The sequence below is a fragment of the Kocuria turfanensis genome (assembly GCF_001580365.1).
Classification (GTDB): Bacteria; Actinomycetota; Actinomycetes; order Actinomycetales; family Micrococcaceae; genus Kocuria; species Kocuria turfanensis.
Map to the genome: position 1 here is coordinate 2,165,251 of NZ_CP014480.1, position 15,950 is coordinate 2,181,200.

Annotated in this window: 14 protein-coding genes; 5 read left to right on the plus strand and 9 right to left on the minus strand. The window is 73.5% G+C overall.

Going from position 1 to position 15,950, the window contains the following annotated elements:
* Window positions 1-152: 152 nt before the first annotated feature.
* The 4 genes from AYX06_RS10035 to AYX06_RS10050 all read left to right on the plus strand — a co-directional run bounded on the left by AYX06_RS10035 (window position 153) and on the right by AYX06_RS10050 (window position 4,814).
* Window positions 153-1,550 carry an MFS transporter gene (locus AYX06_RS10035; RefSeq protein WP_062735648.1) on the plus strand — a complete coding sequence of 466 codons (1,398 nt, stop codon included), beginning with the start codon at window positions 153-155 and terminating at the stop codon, window positions 1,548-1,550.
* Between the two features lie 187 nt (window positions 1,551-1,737).
* The gene (gene mmsB, locus AYX06_RS10040; RefSeq protein ID WP_062735649.1) at window positions 1,738-2,658 is read left to right on the plus strand and encodes a 3-hydroxyisobutyrate dehydrogenase; all 921 of its coding nucleotides are present in this window, start codon (window positions 1,738-1,740) and stop codon (window positions 2,656-2,658) included.
* 29 nt (window positions 2,659-2,687) lie between these two features.
* Window positions 2,688-4,247: a CoA-acylating methylmalonate-semialdehyde dehydrogenase gene (locus AYX06_RS10045; RefSeq protein WP_084271559.1), complete on the plus strand. Its 1,560-nt coding sequence runs from the start codon at window positions 2,688-2,690 to the stop codon at window positions 4,245-4,247.
* Between the two features lie 384 nt (window positions 4,248-4,631).
* Window positions 4,632-4,814 carry a hypothetical protein gene (locus AYX06_RS10050; protein ID WP_047802282.1) on the plus strand — a complete coding sequence of 61 codons (183 nt, stop codon included), beginning with the start codon at window positions 4,632-4,634 and terminating at the stop codon, window positions 4,812-4,814.
* Between the two features lie 12 nt (window positions 4,815-4,826).
* On the opposite strand, the gene AYX06_RS10055 is transcribed toward AYX06_RS10050, so the two are convergent.
* The 3 genes from AYX06_RS10055 to AYX06_RS10065 all read right to left on the minus strand — a co-directional run bounded on the left by AYX06_RS10055 (window position 4,827) and on the right by AYX06_RS10065 (window position 8,372).
* Complete coding sequence (locus AYX06_RS10055; RefSeq protein WP_062735650.1) at window positions 4,827-5,270, minus strand: DoxX family protein; 444 nt, start codon at window positions 5,268-5,270, stop codon at window positions 4,827-4,829.
* Window positions 5,271-5,629: 359 nt separating this feature from the next.
* On the minus strand, window positions 5,630-7,009 hold the full coding sequence (locus AYX06_RS10060) for an acetamidase/formamidase family protein (RefSeq protein ID WP_062735651.1): 1,380 nt from the start codon (window positions 7,007-7,009) through the stop codon (window positions 5,630-5,632).
* Window positions 7,010-7,520: 511 nt separating this feature from the next.
* Window positions 7,521-8,372 carry a hypothetical protein gene (locus tag AYX06_RS10065; protein ID WP_062735652.1) on the minus strand — a complete coding sequence of 284 codons (852 nt, stop codon included), beginning with the start codon at window positions 8,370-8,372 and terminating at the stop codon, window positions 7,521-7,523.
* Window positions 8,373-8,577: 205 nt separating this feature from the next.
* Here AYX06_RS10065 and AYX06_RS10070 point away from each other — a divergent pair, with 205 nt between their 5' ends.
* The gene (locus AYX06_RS10070) at window positions 8,578-9,510 is read left to right on the plus strand and encodes a LysR family transcriptional regulator (RefSeq protein ID WP_062735653.1); all 933 of its coding nucleotides are present in this window, start codon (window positions 8,578-8,580) and stop codon (window positions 9,508-9,510) included.
* A gap of 142 nt (window positions 9,511-9,652) precedes the next feature.
* Here AYX06_RS10070 and AYX06_RS10075 read toward each other — a convergent pair whose 3' ends face one another.
* From AYX06_RS10075 to AYX06_RS10100, 6 genes are all read right to left on the minus strand, one after another.
* On the minus strand, window positions 9,653-10,888 hold the full coding sequence (locus AYX06_RS10075) for an acyl-CoA dehydrogenase family protein (protein WP_062735654.1): 1,236 nt from the start codon (window positions 10,886-10,888) through the stop codon (window positions 9,653-9,655).
* A 14-nt stretch (window positions 10,889-10,902) separates the two neighbouring features.
* Window positions 10,903-12,342, minus strand: a complete 1,440-nt coding sequence (locus AYX06_RS10080; RefSeq protein ID WP_084271560.1) for an MFS transporter — start codon at window positions 12,340-12,342, stop codon at window positions 10,903-10,905.
* Complete coding sequence (locus tag AYX06_RS10085) at window positions 12,339-12,767, minus strand: acyl-CoA thioesterase (protein WP_062735656.1); 429 nt, start codon at window positions 12,765-12,767, stop codon at window positions 12,339-12,341. Before AYX06_RS10085 ends, AYX06_RS10080 begins: the two co-directional genes overlap by 4 nt.
* On the minus strand, window positions 12,764-13,978 hold the full coding sequence (locus tag AYX06_RS10090) for a CaiB/BaiF CoA transferase family protein (RefSeq protein ID WP_062735657.1): 1,215 nt from the start codon (window positions 13,976-13,978) through the stop codon (window positions 12,764-12,766). Before AYX06_RS10090 ends, AYX06_RS10085 begins: the two co-directional genes overlap by 4 nt.
* Before the next feature lie 45 nt (window positions 13,979-14,023).
* A complete protein-coding gene (locus AYX06_RS10095) occupies window positions 14,024-14,905 on the minus strand; it encodes a 3-hydroxyacyl-CoA dehydrogenase family protein (RefSeq protein ID WP_062735658.1) in 882 nt (293 codons plus the stop codon).
* 83 nt (window positions 14,906-14,988) lie between these two features.
* Window positions 14,989-15,945 (minus strand): enoyl-CoA hydratase/isomerase family protein, encoded by a 957-nt coding sequence (locus AYX06_RS10100; RefSeq protein WP_084271561.1) that lies wholly within the window; start codon window positions 15,943-15,945, stop codon window positions 14,989-14,991.
* Window positions 15,946-15,950 lie beyond the last annotated feature (5 nt).

Sequence of the window (15,950 nt, forward strand, 5' to 3'; positions counted from 1 at the left end):
GCAGCACCGGTGACTGCGCACATCTGGGCGTCATGTGCATTTTTGCACAGGTGCCGCGAGCGCATGGTCATTGTGAAGCGCACCACAGATCCGCACACTGTAGGCAAACATTGTGACCACAGTCACCGTTCATCCAGCAGCAGGAGAATCCCATGAGCACTGAGGACAGGGTCGCCGCCTCGGCGGACCCGAACGACTCGCCGGAGAACCGGGGCGGGCTGAAGAAGGTCGTGGCGGCCTCGATGGCCGGCACGGTCGTGGAGTGGTACGAGTTCTTCCTCTTCGCCACGGCCTCCACGCTGGTCTTCGGCCAGCTGTTCTTCGTGGACACCGGCAACCCGCTGGACGGCATCCTCAAGGCGTTCCTGATCTACGCGGTGGGCTTCGTCGCCCGCCCGCTGGGCGGCATCGTCTTCGGCCACTTCGGCGACAAGTACGGCCGCAAGCACCTGCTGCAGATCTCGATCGTCATGGTCGGCGCCGCCACGTTCCTGATGGGCTGCCTGCCCGGCTTCCAGCAGGTCGGCTACTGGGCCCCCGCCATGCTCGTGGTGCTGCGCTTCGTGCAGGGCTTCGCGGTGGGCGGCGAGTGGGGCGGCGCCGTGCTGCTCGTGGCCGAGCACTCCCCCAACAAGGAGCGCGGCTTCTGGTCCAGCTGGCCGCAGGCCGCCGTGCCGCTGGGCAACCTGCTGGCCACCGTCGTGCTGCTCACCCTCTCGTTCACCCTCTCCGAGGAGGCGTTCCTCTCCTGGGGCTGGCGCGTGGGCTTCTGGCTCTCGATCGTCATCGTGGCCATCGGCTACTACATCCGCACCCACGTCACCGACGCCGCGATCTTCAAGGAGGCCCAGCAGGAGGTCCGCGAGGAGAAGTCCGCGGCCTACGGCGTGGGCGAGGTCTTCCGCCGCTACCCCCGCGGCGTCTTCGGCGCCATGGGCCTGCGCTTCGCGGAGAACATCCTCTACTACGTGGTGGTGACCTTCTCGATCACCTACCTGTCCACCCAGCGGGACGTGGACACCAGCCGGATCCTCCTGCTGCTGCTGATCGCCCACGTCATCCACGCGATCTGCGTGCCGCTCGTGGGCCGGGCCACCGACAAGGTGGGCCGGCGCCCGATGTACGCCGCCGGCGCCGCCCTGGGTGCCTTCTGGGCCTTCGTCGCGTTCCCGATGTTCGACACCGACAACAGCTTCATCATCCTCGCGGCCATCACCCTGGGCCTGATGATCCACGCGCTCATGTACGCCGGGCAGCCGGCCATCATGGCCGAGATGTTCCCCACCCGGATGCGCTACTCGGGCGTCTCCCTGGGCTACCAGGTGACCTCGATCGTGGCCGGCTCGCTGGCGCCGATCATCGCGACCGCCCTGCTGCGCGAGTTCAACTCGTGGGTGCCGATCGCCATCTACATCGCCGCGGCCTGCCTCATCACCCTGATCGCCGTGGCGACGCTGCGCGAGACCAAGGGCATCTCCCTCCAGGACGTCGACGCCGAGGACCGGCGCCGGCTCTCCGAGGAGAAGGCCGCCCGGGACCGGACCTCCTGATTCCCGCCGTCCTGCCCCGCCCGCGCCCAGCGGCGGACCGGTTCCCCGGTCCGCCGCTGGGCGCACTGTGCATGACCCCCGCTGCGGGGCGCCCCGCAGTTCACGACCTCGCAGTTCACGACCTCGCAGTTCACGACCTCGCAGCTCACGACCTCGCAGTTCACGACCTCGCTGAAGGGAACACACGATGACCACCATCACCTGGATCGGCCTCGGCCACATGGGCAACCCGATGTCCGCGAACCTCGTCCGGGCGGGCCACGAGGTCCGCGGCCACGACGTCAGCGCCGACGCCATGGCCGCCGCCCGGGACAAGGGCGTGCAGACGTTCGACAGCATGGAGGAGGCCCTCCAGGGGGCGGAGATCGTGTTCACGATGCTGCCCAAGGGCGAGCACGCCCGCGCGGTCTACCTCGGGAACACCGGCGTCATCGCGCTCGCGCCGAAGAACGCGCTGCTCGTGGACAGCTCCACGATCGACGTGGAGACCGCGCTGGAGCTGCACCGGGCCGCCCGGGAGGCCGGCTTCCGCTTCGTGGACGCGCCGGTCTCCGGCGGCATCAGCGGCGCCGCCGCCGGCACCCTGACGTTCATGGTCGGCGGGGAGGCCGACGACGTCGCGGCCGCCTCCGCCTGCATCGAGCCGATGGCGCGCAAGATCGTGGCCACAGGCGAGGCCGGCACCGGCCAGTCGGCCAAGATCGTCAACAACATGATGCTGTTCATCTGCCTCGAGGCCTGCGCCGAGGGCTCCGTGCTCGCCGACCGGCTGGGCCTGGACCCGAAGGTGTTCTGGGACATCGCCTCGGTGTCCTCCGGCAACTCCTGGGCCCTGCAGACCTGGTACCCCGTGCCCGGCATCGTGGACTCCGCCGCGGCCAACAACAACTTCGAGGCCACCTTCAGCGCGACCCTCGCCGCCAAGGACGCCGGCCTGGCCCTGATGGCCGGCGAGCAGACCGGCGTGCGGCTGCCGGCCGCGGAGCTCGTGGCCGAGCGGCTGCAGCAGCTCATCGACGAGGGCTACGGGGACAAGGACTGCTCCCTCATCACCAAGTACGCCGCCCCGGACGGGAAGATCCCGGGCTGGGACCCGGAGAAGGCCTGAGCGGCGACCACACACCACAGGAGGACACCATGCAGGACACCAAGCAGAGCGCCGAGGTGCGCGCGCAGCAGGACGCCGAGCAGGGCGCCCAGGACCCTCGGGGTGCCGGGGAGGTCATCGAGCACTTCATCGACGGGAGGCGTCACGGCGGCTCGGAGCGGACCGCGCCCGTCTACAACCCCGCGACCGGGCAGGTGGCCAAGCAGGTGCTGCTGGCCTCGGCCGAGGAGGTCGCCACCGCCGTGGAGGCCGCCGAGGCCGCCCTGCGCGGCTGGCGGGCGACCAGCCTGGCCAAGCGGACCGCGATCATGTTCAAGGTCGAGAACATCATCCGGGAGCGCACCCCGGAGCTGGCCGAGATCGTCACCGCCGAGCACGGCAAGGTCCTCTCGGACGCGGCCGGGGAGATCGCCCGCGGGCTGGAGAACGTGCAGTTCTGCACCGGGCTGATGCACCACCTGAAGGGCGAGCACCTCGAGCAGGCCGCCACCGGCGTGGACGTGCACCAGATCCGCCAGCCGGTGGGCGTGGTCGCGTGCATCACCCCGTTCAACTTCCCGGCCATGGTGCCGCTGTGGATGATCACCACCGCGATCGCCGCCGGGAACACCGTGGTCCTGAAGCCCTCGGAGCGGGACCCCTCCGCCTCCGTGTGGATCGCCGAGGCCTTCGCCGAGGCCGGCCTGCCCCCGGGCGTGCTCAACGTGGTGCACGGGGACAAGGTCGCCGTGGACGAGCTGCTCACCAACCCGCTCGTGAAGGCCGTGTCCTTCGTGGGCTCCACCCCGATCGCCCAGTACATCTACGAGACCTCGGCCGCCCACGGCAAGCGCGTCCAGGCGCTGGGCGGGGCGAAGAACCACATGGTGGTCATGCCGGACGCCGACCTCGACGGCGCGGCCGATGCCGCCGTCTCGGCCGCCTACGGCTCCGCCGGGGAGCGCTGCATGGCCATCTCGGTGGTCGTGGCCGTGGGCGACACGGCGGACCCGCTGATCGAGAGGATCACCGAGCGGGTGGGGAAGCTGACCATCGGCCCGGGCACCGACCCCGCCTCGGAGATGGGCCCGCTCATCACGCCGCAGGCCCTGGAACGGGTCAACGGCTACGTGTCGGGGGCGGAGGCCGAGGGCGCGACCGTCGTCGTGGACGGCACGAAGCAGGAGTTCGAGGGCGACGGCTTCTTCACGGGCGTGTCGCTGATCGACCACGTGAAGCCGGGGATGAAGGTCTACGACGAGGAGATCTTCGGCCCGGTCCTGTCGGTCGTGCGGGTCGGCAGCTACGACGAGGCCGTGCGGCTGATCAACTCCAACCAGTTCGCCAACGGCACCGCCGTGTTCACCCGCGACGGCAAGACCGCCCGGGAGTACCAGTTCGACATCGAGGTGGGCATGGTGGGGATCAACGTCCCGATCCCGGTGCCGATCGGCGCGTTCTCCTTCGGCGGCTGGAAGAAGTCCCTGTTCGGCGACACCCACATGTACGGGCCGGAGTCGTTCAACTTCTACACCCGCCGCAAGCTGGTCACCACCCGCTGGCCGGAGCCCTCGGAGTCCCAGATCAACCTGGGCTTCCCCACCCACTGACGGGCGCCCCGCCGCACCCCCGCTCGCCGACTGACCACGTCCGCCCCGACTGACCACGACATCCCGTGGTCAGTCGGAGGCACCGTGGTCAGTCGGAGTGAGCGTGGTCACTCGCGTGCGCCCGGCTGACCCGTGCCGAGAACAGCCCACGGCGGGAGCAGCCCGCGGCGGGAGCAGCCCGCGGCGGGAGCAGCCCGCGGCGGGAGCAGCCCGCGGCGGGCGCAACAGCTGGTCGCGTGCGCCGGGCTCGGCCGGGGCCGGGGCCGGGGCCGGGAGCAGCTGGTCACGTGGGCCGGGCTCGGCCGGGGGCGGGAGCGGCGTCGTCGCCGGTCGGCGGCCTCGCTAGGCTGGAAGGGCCCCCGCACCCGTCCCGGAAGGACGCCCGTGAAGTCGATCGTCGCGAGCCTGCTCGTGCTGGCCCTGGTGCTCACCTCGGCCGGGGTGCTGCTGACCTCCCTGGACGCCCAGGAGTGGCTGCCCACGGTGGTGCTCGCCGCGCTGGCCTACCTCGGGACCTTCGCGCTGTACCGGCGGATGCGGGACCGCTACGCCAACCGGGAGGACTGAACCCGGCGGGGCTCAGCGCTCCCGGCGGGCGCGGCGCCAGGCCCGCCACGCCCCGGTGGACCACAGCGCCCAGACGACCAGCAGCGGCTGGAACAGCAGGCGGACCGCCCGGGCCCGGTCGGTGTCCAGGCCGAAGGCGTCGGTGCGCGTGAGGTACTGCGAGACATTGCCGGGGAGGACGGCCACGAAGAACGCCGCCACGACCCAGCCGGCGGCCGCCCGGTGCCGCCGCAGCGCGAGCAGCGCGACCCCGAGCACGATCTCGACCACCCCGGAGATCAGCACCACGGCGTCCGCGGGCACCGGCAACCACGGGGGCACCTGGGCGGTGAACTCCTGCCGGGCGACCGTGAGGTGGCCGATGCCCGCGCCGAGCAGGACGAGAGCCAGGGCCACCCGGGCGAGCGTGCGCGCTACGGACGTGGCAGGGGCACCCGGCCGGGCGGAGGAGGCCATGCCCGGAGGCTAGCAGGCGCCCGAGGCGCCCCGGCGGCCAAGCATCCCGAGCGACCAAGCGCCCCAGCAGCCAGGCACCCCGAGCGACCAAGCGCCCAGCGGCCAGGCACCCCGAGCGACCAAGCGCCCAGCGGCCAGGCACCCCGAGCGACCAAGCGCCCAGCGGCCAGGCACCCCGAGCGACCAAGCGCCCAGCGGCCAGGCACCCCGAGCGACCAAGCGCAAAGCGGCCAGGCACCCCGAGCGACCACGCGGCCCAGCAGCCCAGCGGCCCAGCGGCCACGCGTTCCGGCGGCCACGCGTTCCGGCGGCCACGCACCCCAGGGCCGCAGGGTGCGCTCGAGGCCGGCCAGGAGCGGTCAGGAGCGGTCGAAGTCGGCCTTGCGGATCAGCCCGTGCACGCCTACCGTGCGGTCCACCACCTGGGAGATCGCGAAGTCGGCGGCGGCCGAGAGGTAGGCGTAGGCCACGGCCCGCTCCATGCCCCTGTCGTGCTCGAGGAAGTCGAGGGCGTTGAGCACGGCCCGGCGCATCGCCACGTCCAGGTCGGAGTTCTGCTCGCCGCCGCCCGCGCCGTCCGGGTCGGAGAGCCCGATGGGGATCCAGTGCTCGGCGGTCTCGGCGAACGGGTAGTGGTGGGCCACGGACGGGGCGTCCCCCTCCCCCGCGCGGCAGACGGTGAGCCGGAAGGTCCCGCGCAGCGAGCCCTCCATCGCGGTGAGCGCCACCTCGCCGTCGCCCATGGCCATGTGCGGATCGCCGACGTAGAACAGGGCGCCGTCGGTCTGCACGGGCAGGTAGAAGGTGGAGCCCACGCCGAGGTGGCGGATGTCGATGTTGCCGCCGCCGAGGGTGGGCGGGATCGAGTTCAGCAGGTCGTCGGTGAGTCCCGCGCCCCGCTGGTGGGCGACGCCCATCATGCCCATGAAGGGGCGCAGCGGGAAGCGCACCGCCCCGCCGGCCATGACGCCCTGGCCGTGCTCGACCGGGGTGAACGTGGAGACGTTGCCGTACTCCTCCGGGTTCCCGGTGGCCCGGCCGTCCGTGCCCACCGCCGGCAGGACGTCCTCCACGAGGAGGTCCGCCACCGGGCCCCCGCGGGCGGGTCCCGGGAGCGCGCCCTTGCCGTGCCGGCTGGAGACCACCCCGTAGGGCACCCGCAGGTCCGCGCGCAGGGTCTCGATCTTCAGAACGTCACCGGGGCGGGCCTCCTCCACGAACACGGGTCCGGTGACCACGTGCGGGCCGTCGCGGTCGAAGTCCCGCTCGGTGCGGTCGTAGTCGCGGGCGATCTCCACCGCGTCGTCGAGCACCCGGGACCTCGGCACACCCTGCCCGGCGAAGAACTCCACGGGGTCCCGGCCCTGGTCCTCGAGGATCCCCTCGTGGGAGACGGCGTCGATGGTGACCGTCCGCCCCGAGCGCATGCGCAGCGCGGGCTCGGCGTCCACGGACGGCACGTAGCCCCACAGGACGCGGTCCACCTCGGAGGGCAGGTAGTGGTCGCCGGGGATCGGCCCCCGTCCCGGCTGGAGGATCGTGCCGCGGAAGCCGGGACGCCCGCCGCCCGACGAGGAGGACCGGCCACCGGCGCCCGAGGCGGAGGCCACCGCGGCGCCGGCGCCGGTGGTGGTGACGGCACCGGCGGCGGCCACGCCGGCGGCCGCCCGGAAGAAGGTGCGCCGGCCGAGGCCGCGCTGGAGTTCGTCGGCGGCTCGTCGTGCGAGGTGCTCACGCATGGGTGGTCTCCCGAGGTCGGATGCGGGTTCGTCGAATGACTACGACCCTAGGGAGACGGTGTTACGGGATCGGCGCCCCCGTGTTTCGGCACCGTGACGGCGCCGGCAGCTGCCGCCGGGCGGCGCTGGGACGCATCACTGCCGGGCGGATCGGCCGGACAGAGCGGCCGGACAGAGCGGCCGGGGCCCTGCCCGGCAGGGCGCGAACGAGGTCGTGCGGAAGTGGCGGCGCAGGAAGGGAGCCGCAGGAAGGGAGCCCCGGGAAGGGAGCCGCGGGCAGCAAGCCGCGGCGGGAGCGCGGCGCAGGGGGTTGGACAGGTCACCGGGCGCCCCGGCCGTGGTGCTCCGGCCGGCGGCGGGCAGTCCGACCTCGTCGTCGGAACCGCGCACGGACGCCCGCGTGACCTGCGTCACCCAGAGTAGGGGGTCGGAAGTGGTCGTGGTGAATGCATGCGCAATATGACCATTGCAACTGCACACGCCGAGGGGATCGGCGCGTGTTCCGGCGGTCTCAGGCGAAGTCGGCCTTGCGGATCCGGCCGTGCGCGCCGACCGTGCCGTCCCCCAGACGGGTGACGGCGAACTGGGCGGTGGCCGAGAGGTAGGCGTGGGCGATCGGCCGGTCCAGGCCGCGGTCCCGCTGCAGGAACTCCACCCCGGCGCTCACCGCCCGGTGCATGGCCGTGGTCATGCAGAAGGACCGCTCGCCGTCCCCGGCTCCGACCTGACCCGCCGGCTCCTCGGGCGCCTCGACGCGCGAGTGCCCGACGACGATCCAGTGCTCGTCGGTCTCGGCGAACGGGTGCCGGTGCGCCACGGAGGGCAGGTCCTGCGTGCCGGCCGGGCACACGGTGAGACGGAAGGAGCCGCGCGGGTCCTCCTCGGCCGAGCCCAGGGCCCGGCACAGCTCACGGGGGCAGAAGGCCGTGCCCTGCGTGCGGACCGGCAGGTAGGCGGTGCACCCGGACTCCAGCGGCGCGCTCCCGCCGGCCAGGCCCAGCACCTCGACCCGCAGCACGTCCCCGGGCCGGGCGGCGGCGAGGAACGCCCGGCCCGTGGCGAGGTGCGGGCCGGCGCCGTCGAGGGCCGGGATGTCCTCCGGGCGCTCCTGCCCCGGATCCGGCACGGTGGCCGACGGGACGTCCGGGGCCCCGGGAACCGTGGCGGCAGGCTCGGGACGCCGGAACCGGGGCACGCCGATCCCGGAGGACGGGTGGGCGGCGCGCGCGGCGGCGGCGCGGGCCCGCGCCCGCTCTTCCTCGGTGCCCGCGGGCTCCACCGCGGTGCCGCCCACCACGCGGAGCGCCGGCCGCCGCGCGTGCGGCAGGGAGGGCGCGGGTCCTGGTCCTGCGTGCTCGGTCATGGGTGCTCCTTGGGGGCGGGGCGAGGGATGCTGCTCCGAACTGTAGGAAAGCCGTGTTACTGCACCGGGCACGGCACGTTTCCGCGACGTGACGGCGCCCATAACGAGACGAAGCATGCCACGGACCGCCGCACAAGCCCCATACATGACGATTGCGACGAGGACGCGGCCGTTCCGCCGTCGCGGCACGCCATAGTCTGGCGGGATGGAAGTCCACAAGGCCCAGGCGTTCCTCGCCGTCGCCGAGGAGCTGCACTTCGGCCGGGCGGCCAAGCGCCTGCACATGGCGCAACCACCCCTGAGCCGGCTGATCCGGCAGCTGGAGGCCGAACTGGGCGCCACCCTGTTCGAGCGCAGCACCCGCCACGTGACGCTCACCCCGCAGGGCGAGGCCCTCCTGGAGCCGGCCCGGGAGCTGGTCATGCTGGCCCGGCGGATCAAGGACGTGGTCCGCAAGTCCCAGCAGGGCGAGATCGGGCGGGCCCGGCTCGGCTTCGCCGGGGCCTCCGTGAACCAGGCGGTGGGCGAGCTGGCGCGGCAGGTCCGCCGGCTGCGCCCGGGGATCAGCCTGGAGCTCTACAGCTCGCAGTTCTCCCACCTGGGCCTGCAGAAGGTCCTGGACGACTCCCTCGACCTGGTGATCGGCCGCTGGGACTTCCTGCCCGCGGAGGTCGACTCCCGGCTCGTCGCCCTCGAGGAGCTGCTCATCGCGCTGCCGGAGAGCCACCCGCTGGCCGACCGCGAGACCCTCGACGTCGAGGACCTGGCCGAGGAGGCCTGGATCGTCCTGCCCGGCGGGGCCGGGGCCACGCTGCCCAACCGGCTGAACACCCTGGCGATGAACGCCGGCTTCGTCCCGCGGATCGTGCAGGTGGCCCCGGACTCCTGGACGCTGGTGGTGCTGGTGGGCGCCGGGATGGGGATCTCCCTGATCCTCTCCAGCGTGCGGGACAACGTTCCCTCCCGGGGCGTGGTCTACAAGCCGCTGACCCGGGAGCAGAAGCCCGTGGAGGTCCGGCTCATCTGGCGCCGGGGAGACCCCAATCCCGCCCTGCAGTCGGTCATCGAGATCTCCGAGACGGTGTTCCCCGCCCCCGCCGATCCCTCGGTCCCGGAGGACCCGCTCCCGGCTCCGTGACCCCCCGCACGAGGGACGCGGCACCGGGGGCGCGGCACGGGGGCCACGGCACCGGACCATGGCACCGGGGAACACGGCACCGGGCCACGGCACCGGGCCACGTCGTCGGCGATATGGGCGCGGCGGCCCCGTGCCGGGCGGATCAGCTGAAGGCCGAGATGCCGGTGATGTCCCGGCCCACGAGCAGCGCCTGGATGAAGTCGGTGCCCTCGTAGGTGGAGACGACCTCCATGTCCGTCATGTGCCGGATGATGTGGTTCTCCAGCAGCAGCCCGTTGCCGGCGAGCAGGTCGCGGGCCTCGTTGCAGATCCACTTGCCCTTCTGCGCGGTGGCCATCTTCACCATCGAGGCCTGCGCGTTGGACAGCTGCCCCCGGTCGGCGAGCTCGGCCATCCGGTCGCACAGCAGCTGCATGGCGGTGAGCTCGCTGAGCATGTTCGCCAGCCGGGACTGCACGAGCTGGTAGCTGCCGATCGCGTGGCCGAACTGCTTCCGGCGGGCGGCGTAGTCGGCGGCGATCTCGAACGCGGCCATCGCGTGGCCCACGGCCTCCCAGGAGGCCCCGCCGCGGGTGGCCTGCAGCACGCGGGAGACGTCCTTGAAGGACCGGCAGTGCTCCAGCCGGTTGGCCGCAGGCACCCGCAGGCCCTCCAGCACGATGTCGGCCTGCTGGATCGCCCGCTTTCCCACCTTGCCGGTGATGACCTCGGGCCGGTAGCCGGCAGGGTGCTCGCCGGCGGCGGTCTTCTCGACGACGAAGGCGTTGACCTTCCCGTCCTCGGTGCTGCGCGCGAACAGCACGACCACGTCGGCCGCGTGCCCGTTGCCGATCCAGCGCTTGTGCCCGTCGATCACCCAGGAGTCCCCGTCCCGGCGGGCGGTGGTCTCCAGGGCCACCGAGTCGGAGCCGTGCTCGGGCTCGGTGAGGGCGAACGCCCCGGTCTTCTCCAGCCGGGCCATGGCCGGCAGCCAGCGGTCCTTCTGCTCCTCGGACCCGAGCATGTTCAGCGCGCCCATGCACAGGTTGCCGTGCACGCCCAGGAACGTGTTGATGCTGCCGTCCACCCGCGCCATCTCGCGGGCGACCATGCCGGCGGCCTTCCGGCTCATCCCGGGGCAGCCGTGGCCCTGGATGGTGGTGCCGATGATGCCCAGCTCGGCCAGGCCGGGCAGCAGCTCCCAGGGGAACTCGGCGCGCTCCCAGTAGTCGTTGATCAGGGGCAGCACCTGCTGCTCGGCGAAGGCGCGCACCCGGTCGCGCACGGCGATCTCCTCGGGGCTGAGGTCGTCGTCGAGCCGGAAGTAGTCGGAGGTCGCGGCGCCGGCGGGAACGGCCTCCGGGGACGCGGTCGAGGGAGCGCTGGAGGTGGTGGTCATGGTCGGTCCTTTCGTCAGCGGGTCGCAGGACCCGCGGTGGTGGGAAGGGGCGGGGGCGCCGGGGCCGGCTCAGGGCCCCGGGTGGCCCGCAGCAGCAGGAGCAGGCCCAGGGCGGCCACGGCGAGCGCGGGGAAGACGAGCAGCGAGGCGCCGGTGGCCCAGGCCAGGGAGACCGCGGAGTAGCCGGCGGCCATGGAGAGGAAGCGGATCATGTTGTGGATGCCCACGGCGGTGCCCGAGCGGCCGGCGGGCGAGAGGAGGAGCTCCGTGGCCGCCGCGCTCTGGGCGAAGGCGATGCCGATCCCGGCGAGCACGAGCCCCAGCACCACCAGGGACACGACCACCCAGCGGGCCACGCCCAGCCCGGAGGTCGCCATGGCCACGGTGACCACGGGAGTGGCCAGCACGACCAGCACGACGCCGCGGCTCAGCTGCACCCGGCTGCCCCGCCGCCGGCCGACCCGCGCGGCGGCGGGGCCGGCGGCCGTCATCGCGAGCGCCAGGGTGAGGACCACGAGGCCGATCTGGGCCGGGCCCAGCCGCAGCTCGGCGCCGAGGAACAGCGGCACGGCCACGATCGCCACCGCCAGGGTCCCCATGGCCAGCCCCGCCCCGGCCGCGGCCGTGAGGTAGGCCGGGTCCCGCAGCAGGGCGGGGTCCAGCAGGGGCCGGGGTGCTGTGCCGTCCGCCGCCGCCCGCCGGGCCCGGCGCCGGGAGAGGTGGGCGAACAGCCACCAGCCGAGCACCGCGCAGGCCGCGAGCAGCGCCACCGCGGTCCACGGGCCGGTCTGCCCGGCCAGCAGCACGGCGGTGGCCGTGGAGCCGCCGCCCACCACGAGCCAGGCCATCGCGGCCACGTGCATGGGCGGGCGCCGCCGTCCGGTCCGGGGCATGGACGCCGCGAGCAGGGCCATCAGCACGAGCACCAGCCCGGCGTGCACCAGGAAGACCCAGCGCCAGCCCAGGGCCTCGGTGAGGAGCCCGCCGAAGGGCGGCCCCACGGCCTGGCCCACGCCGATGGCCGAGGCCCACGCGCCCATGGTCCGCGCCGTGCGCTCCGGCCAGGTGCTGACGAGGGCGGCCTGCACGCACGGCGGGATCGCGCTGCACGCCGCGCCCTGCACCGCGCGGGCGGAGACCAGGGTCTCCAGGCCGGTGGCCGAGGCCGCCGTGAGCTCCGCGAGCACCATCACCCCGAGGGCTGCGATGAGGAAGACCTTCACCCCGAGCCGGTCGCCGAGCCAGCCGGCCAGCGGCACCGCCGTGGCCATGGCGATCGTGAAGGCGCTCACGGCCAGGACGGACTGCTGGGCCGTCATGCCCAGGTCGGTGCGGATCACCCACAGCGGCGCGTTGATGACGTTCGAGGACATGGTCCCCAGCGCGGTGGTGGCCAGCAGCGCCGGATAGGCGATCCGCCCCACGCCCCGCCCGGGCCCCGCCGTCGCGCTCATGCACGTGCGGTCACGGGGTCCGGGACGACGAGGCCCTCCAGGACCGAGCGCACCCCCTCCGGCAGCGGCACGGACCGGCCGGTGGCCGGGTCCGTCTGCACGAGCACGGTGCGGGCCCGGGCCGCGGCCCGGCCGTACTGGCGCAGCTCGTAGGCCACGGTGTAGGAGGAGCGGCCGAGGCCGGCCACCCAGACGTGGGCGGTGAGCTCCGGGCCGTGGTCGATGGGCCGCAGGTAGTCCAGGGACAGGGAGACCACCACCCGGGGGCGGGCGGGGTCCGGGACGCCGTCCTCCCCCAGCCAGGCGGCGACGGCCGAGAGCCGGGCCTCCTCGATCAGGGTCACCACGCGGGCGTTGTTGACGTGCCGGTTGAGGTCCTGGTCGGACCAGCGCACGGGCAGCACGGTGCGGTGCACGGCGCTCATGACGCCTTCCGGACCGCGGGCCGCCCGCGCTGGAGCCAGGCCAGGACCCGGTCCCGGTCGCCGTCGAGCCGGGGCGGGGCCTGCGTGTAGTCGACCGGGGTGCGGCTGAACTCCACCGGGTGGCGGACCGTGGGGATCTCGCGGTCCCCCGACCCGGCGAGGACCACCGGGTCCAGGCCGAGCCCCTCGGCGAACCGGACGCCCTCGTCGACTCCGAGGATCGGGGCGCAGGGCACCTGCACGGCCTTGAGCTGCTCGAACCAGTCCTCGGCGTCCCGGGCGGCGAGCCGCTCGATCATCAGCCGGCGCAGCTCCACCCGGTTCGCGTTGCGTGCGGACACCGTGCGGAACCGCTCGTCCTCGGCCAGCTCCGGGGCCCCGAGGCACCGGCAGAGCCGGGCGAACTGCCCGTTGTTGCCCACGGCGATGACGATGTCCTTGTCCCGGGCGGGGAACGGCTCGTAGGGATAGAGACTGGGGTGCTCGTTGCCCATCCGGGTGGGCACGCTGCCGCCGGCCACGTAGGCGGCGGACTGGTTGACCAGCCCGGACAGGGCCGAGGTGAGCAGGTTCAGCTCCACGTGCTGGCCCGCCCCGGAGGCCTGGCGCTCGTGGAAGGCGCCCAGGATCCCGGTGGCCGCGTGCAGGCCGGTGATGACGTCGAAGAGGGCCACGCCGGCCCGGTACGGCTCGCCGTCCTGGCTGCCGGTGAGGCTCATCATCCCGGAGAGGGCCTGGGCCAGGAGGTCGTAGCCGGGCAGGTCGGCGCCGCCGGCGGTGCCGAAGCCGGTGATCGAGGCGTAGACGAGGTCCGGGCGCCAGGCGCTGACGCTCTCGTAGTCGAGGCCGTAGCGGGCCAGCCCGCCGGGCTTGAAGTTCTCCACGAGGATGTCCGCCCGGGCGACGATCTGCTCCACGACCCGGAGCTGCTCCGGGTCGGCGAAGTCCAGGGCGATCGAGTGCTTGTTCCGGTTGACCGACAGGAAGAAGGTGCTCTCCCCGTCCCGGTGCGGCGGCACCCACGCGCGGGCGTCGTCCCCGGCGGTGGACTCCACCTTGATCACGGTGGCGCCCATGTCCGCCAGCAGCATGGTGCAGTAGGGTCCGGCGAGCACCCGGCTGAGGTCCGCGACCACCACCCCGGCGAGCGGGCCGGTGCCGGGGCGGCCGAAGATCTCCTGCAGGACGCGCAGGTCCTCGAACTGGCTCATGTCGTCTCTCCTCGTGGTTCGGTGGGTGCGGCGCGCGGGTGGCGCTCAGCCGGCGTACTCGTACCAGCCGCGGCCGGTCTTGCGGCCGTAGCGGCCCTGCTCGTAGAGCGTCTGCACGGAGGGGTGCGGCAGGTCCGCGGGGTCCCCGCTCTGCTCGTGCTCGGACAGCCGGATCAGGTAGGACACGTCGATGCCCACCAGGTCCATGAGCTCGAAGGGGCCCATGGGGTGGCCCAGGGCGGTGCGCGCGGCCACGTCGATGTCCTCGAAGCTGGCCACGCCGTCGGCCTCCAGGCGCAGCGCCTCGTCCCGCAGGGCCCCCAGCAGGCGGTTGGCCACGAAACCGGGCACCTCCTGGTTGAGCCGCACCGGCTGCTTGCCGAGCCGGCGGGCCAGTGCGAGGGTCGTCTCCACGGTCGCGTCCGAGGTCAGCGGGTTGCGCACCACCTCGACGCAGGCCATGACCAGCGCCGGGTTGAAGAAGTGCATGTTGCAGACCCGGTCCCCGCGCCCGGTGGCGTCCATCAGCAGGGAGGAGGGGATGGTGGAGGAGTTGGTCGCCAGGATCGCGTGCTCGGGGGCGGCCTCGTCCAGGTCGGCGAACAGCTGCCGCTTGATGTCCAGCCGCTCCACGGCGGCCTCGAGCACGAAGTCGGTGGTGCGGGCGGCCTCGAGCGAGTCGGTGGTGTAGGCCATCCGGGACAGGGCGGCGTCCACCTCCTCGCGGCTGCGGCTGCCCTTCTCGGCGAGCCGGCCGAGGCGGCGGTGCACCTCGTCCCGGGACCGCTCCAGGGCGGCGGGGTCGAGGTCGCTGGTGGTGACGGTGTAGCCGGCCAGGGCGAAGACCGCCCCGATCTGGGTGCCCATGGCCCCGGATCCCACCACGAGGACGTCGTGGACGGCGTCGATGCTCGGCTGGGGGTTCATGGTGGCTCCTTCGAGAGGCCGCGGGGGCCTCGGGTGGTGGGTCGTGGTCGGTGGGCCCGGCCGTGGTGCCGGCCGGTGGTGCCTCAGGCGTCGCGGAAGTGCGCGGGCCGCTTCTCCAGGAAGGCGCTCGCGCCCTCGGCCTTCTCGTCGGCGGCGTAGAGCAGGGACTGGGCCAGGCGCTCCAGCAGCAGCCCGGTGCGCTGGTCCGTCTCGGCGCCGCCGCGCACCACGAGCTTGGCCAGGCGCACGGCCAGCGGCCCCTTGGCCAGGATCGTGCCCGCGGTGCCGAGCGCGGCGTCGAGCAGCTCCTCGGGGGGCACCACGCTGGTGACCAGGCCGATCCGCAGGGCCTCCTCGGCGTCGATGATCCGGCCGGTGAGGATCATCTCCTGGGCCCGGCCCAGGCCCACGAGCCGGGAGAGCCGCTGGGTGCCGCCGGCGCCCGGGAGGATGCCGAGGCCGGCCTCGGGCAGCCCGAACCGGGCGCGGTCGGCGGCGATGCGGATGTCGCAGGACATCGCCAGCTCGTTGCCCCCGCCCAGGGCCACGCCGTTGACGGCGGCGATCGTGGGCAGCTCGAGGTCCTGGATCCGGTCCCAGAGGCGCTGCATCCGGGCCCGCAGCCCGTCCTGCAGCGTGTAGCCGACCAGCTGGGAGATGTCCGCGCCGGCCACGAAGGACTTCTCCCCCGCGCCGGTGAAGACGACCGCGTCGACGTCGGCCCGCCGCTCGCACGCGTCGAGGGCGGCCTCGATCCCGTCCAGCACCCCGACGTTCAGGGCGTTGCGCACCTCGGGCCGGGTCACGGTGACGACGGCGACGCGGCCCCGCAGCTCGACGACGACGGTGCCCGTCCCCGTCTCGATGGCGGCGTCCGTGCCGGTGCTGGTGTCCGCGCCGGTCGCGCCGGTGCCCGTGGTCGTGTCCGCGGCCGTGTCGGCGCCGGTGGTCGTGTCGGCGTCCGTGCCGGTGCTGCTGTTCGTGCCGGTGGTCGTGTCCGCGGCCGTGCCGGTGGTCGCGTCCGTGGTGGTCTCGCTCATGGCTG

Bases quoted from the DNA above. Each gene is read 5' to 3' on its own strand.
- AYX06_RS10035 (WP_062735648.1), top strand. From the start codon at position 153: ATGAGCACTGAGGACAGGGTCGCCGCCTCGGCGGACCCGAACGACTCG.
- mmsB (WP_062735649.1), top strand. From the start codon at position 1,738: ATGACCACCATCACCTGGATCGGCCTCGGCCACATGGGCAACCCGATG.
- AYX06_RS10045 (WP_084271559.1), top strand. From the start codon at position 2,688: ATGCAGGACACCAAGCAGAGCGCCGAGGTGCGCGCGCAGCAGGACGCC.
- AYX06_RS10055 (WP_062735650.1), bottom strand. From the start codon at position 5,270: ATGGCCTCCTCCGCCCGGCCGGGTGCCCCTGCCACGTCCGTAGCGCGC.
- AYX06_RS10060 (WP_062735651.1), bottom strand. From the start codon at position 7,009: ATGCGTGAGCACCTCGCACGACGAGCCGCCGACGAACTCCAGCGCGGC.
- AYX06_RS10065 (WP_062735652.1), bottom strand. From the start codon at position 8,372: ATGACCGAGCACGCAGGACCAGGACCCGCGCCCTCCCTGCCGCACGCG.
- AYX06_RS10070 (WP_062735653.1), top strand. From the start codon at position 8,578: ATGGAAGTCCACAAGGCCCAGGCGTTCCTCGCCGTCGCCGAGGAGCTG.
- AYX06_RS10075 (WP_062735654.1), bottom strand. From the start codon at position 10,888: ATGACCACCACCTCCAGCGCTCCCTCGACCGCGTCCCCGGAGGCCGTT.
- AYX06_RS10080 (WP_084271560.1), bottom strand. From the start codon at position 12,342: ATGAGCGCGACGGCGGGGCCCGGGCGGGGCGTGGGGCGGATCGCCTAT.
- AYX06_RS10085 (WP_062735656.1), bottom strand. From the start codon at position 12,767: ATGAGCGCCGTGCACCGCACCGTGCTGCCCGTGCGCTGGTCCGACCAG.
- AYX06_RS10090 (WP_062735657.1), bottom strand. From the start codon at position 13,978: ATGAGCCAGTTCGAGGACCTGCGCGTCCTGCAGGAGATCTTCGGCCGC.
- AYX06_RS10095 (WP_062735658.1), bottom strand. From the start codon at position 14,905: ATGAACCCCCAGCCGAGCATCGACGCCGTCCACGACGTCCTCGTGGTG.
- AYX06_RS10100 (WP_084271561.1), bottom strand. From the start codon at position 15,945: ATGAGCGAGACCACCACGGACGCGACCACCGGCACGGCCGCGGACACG.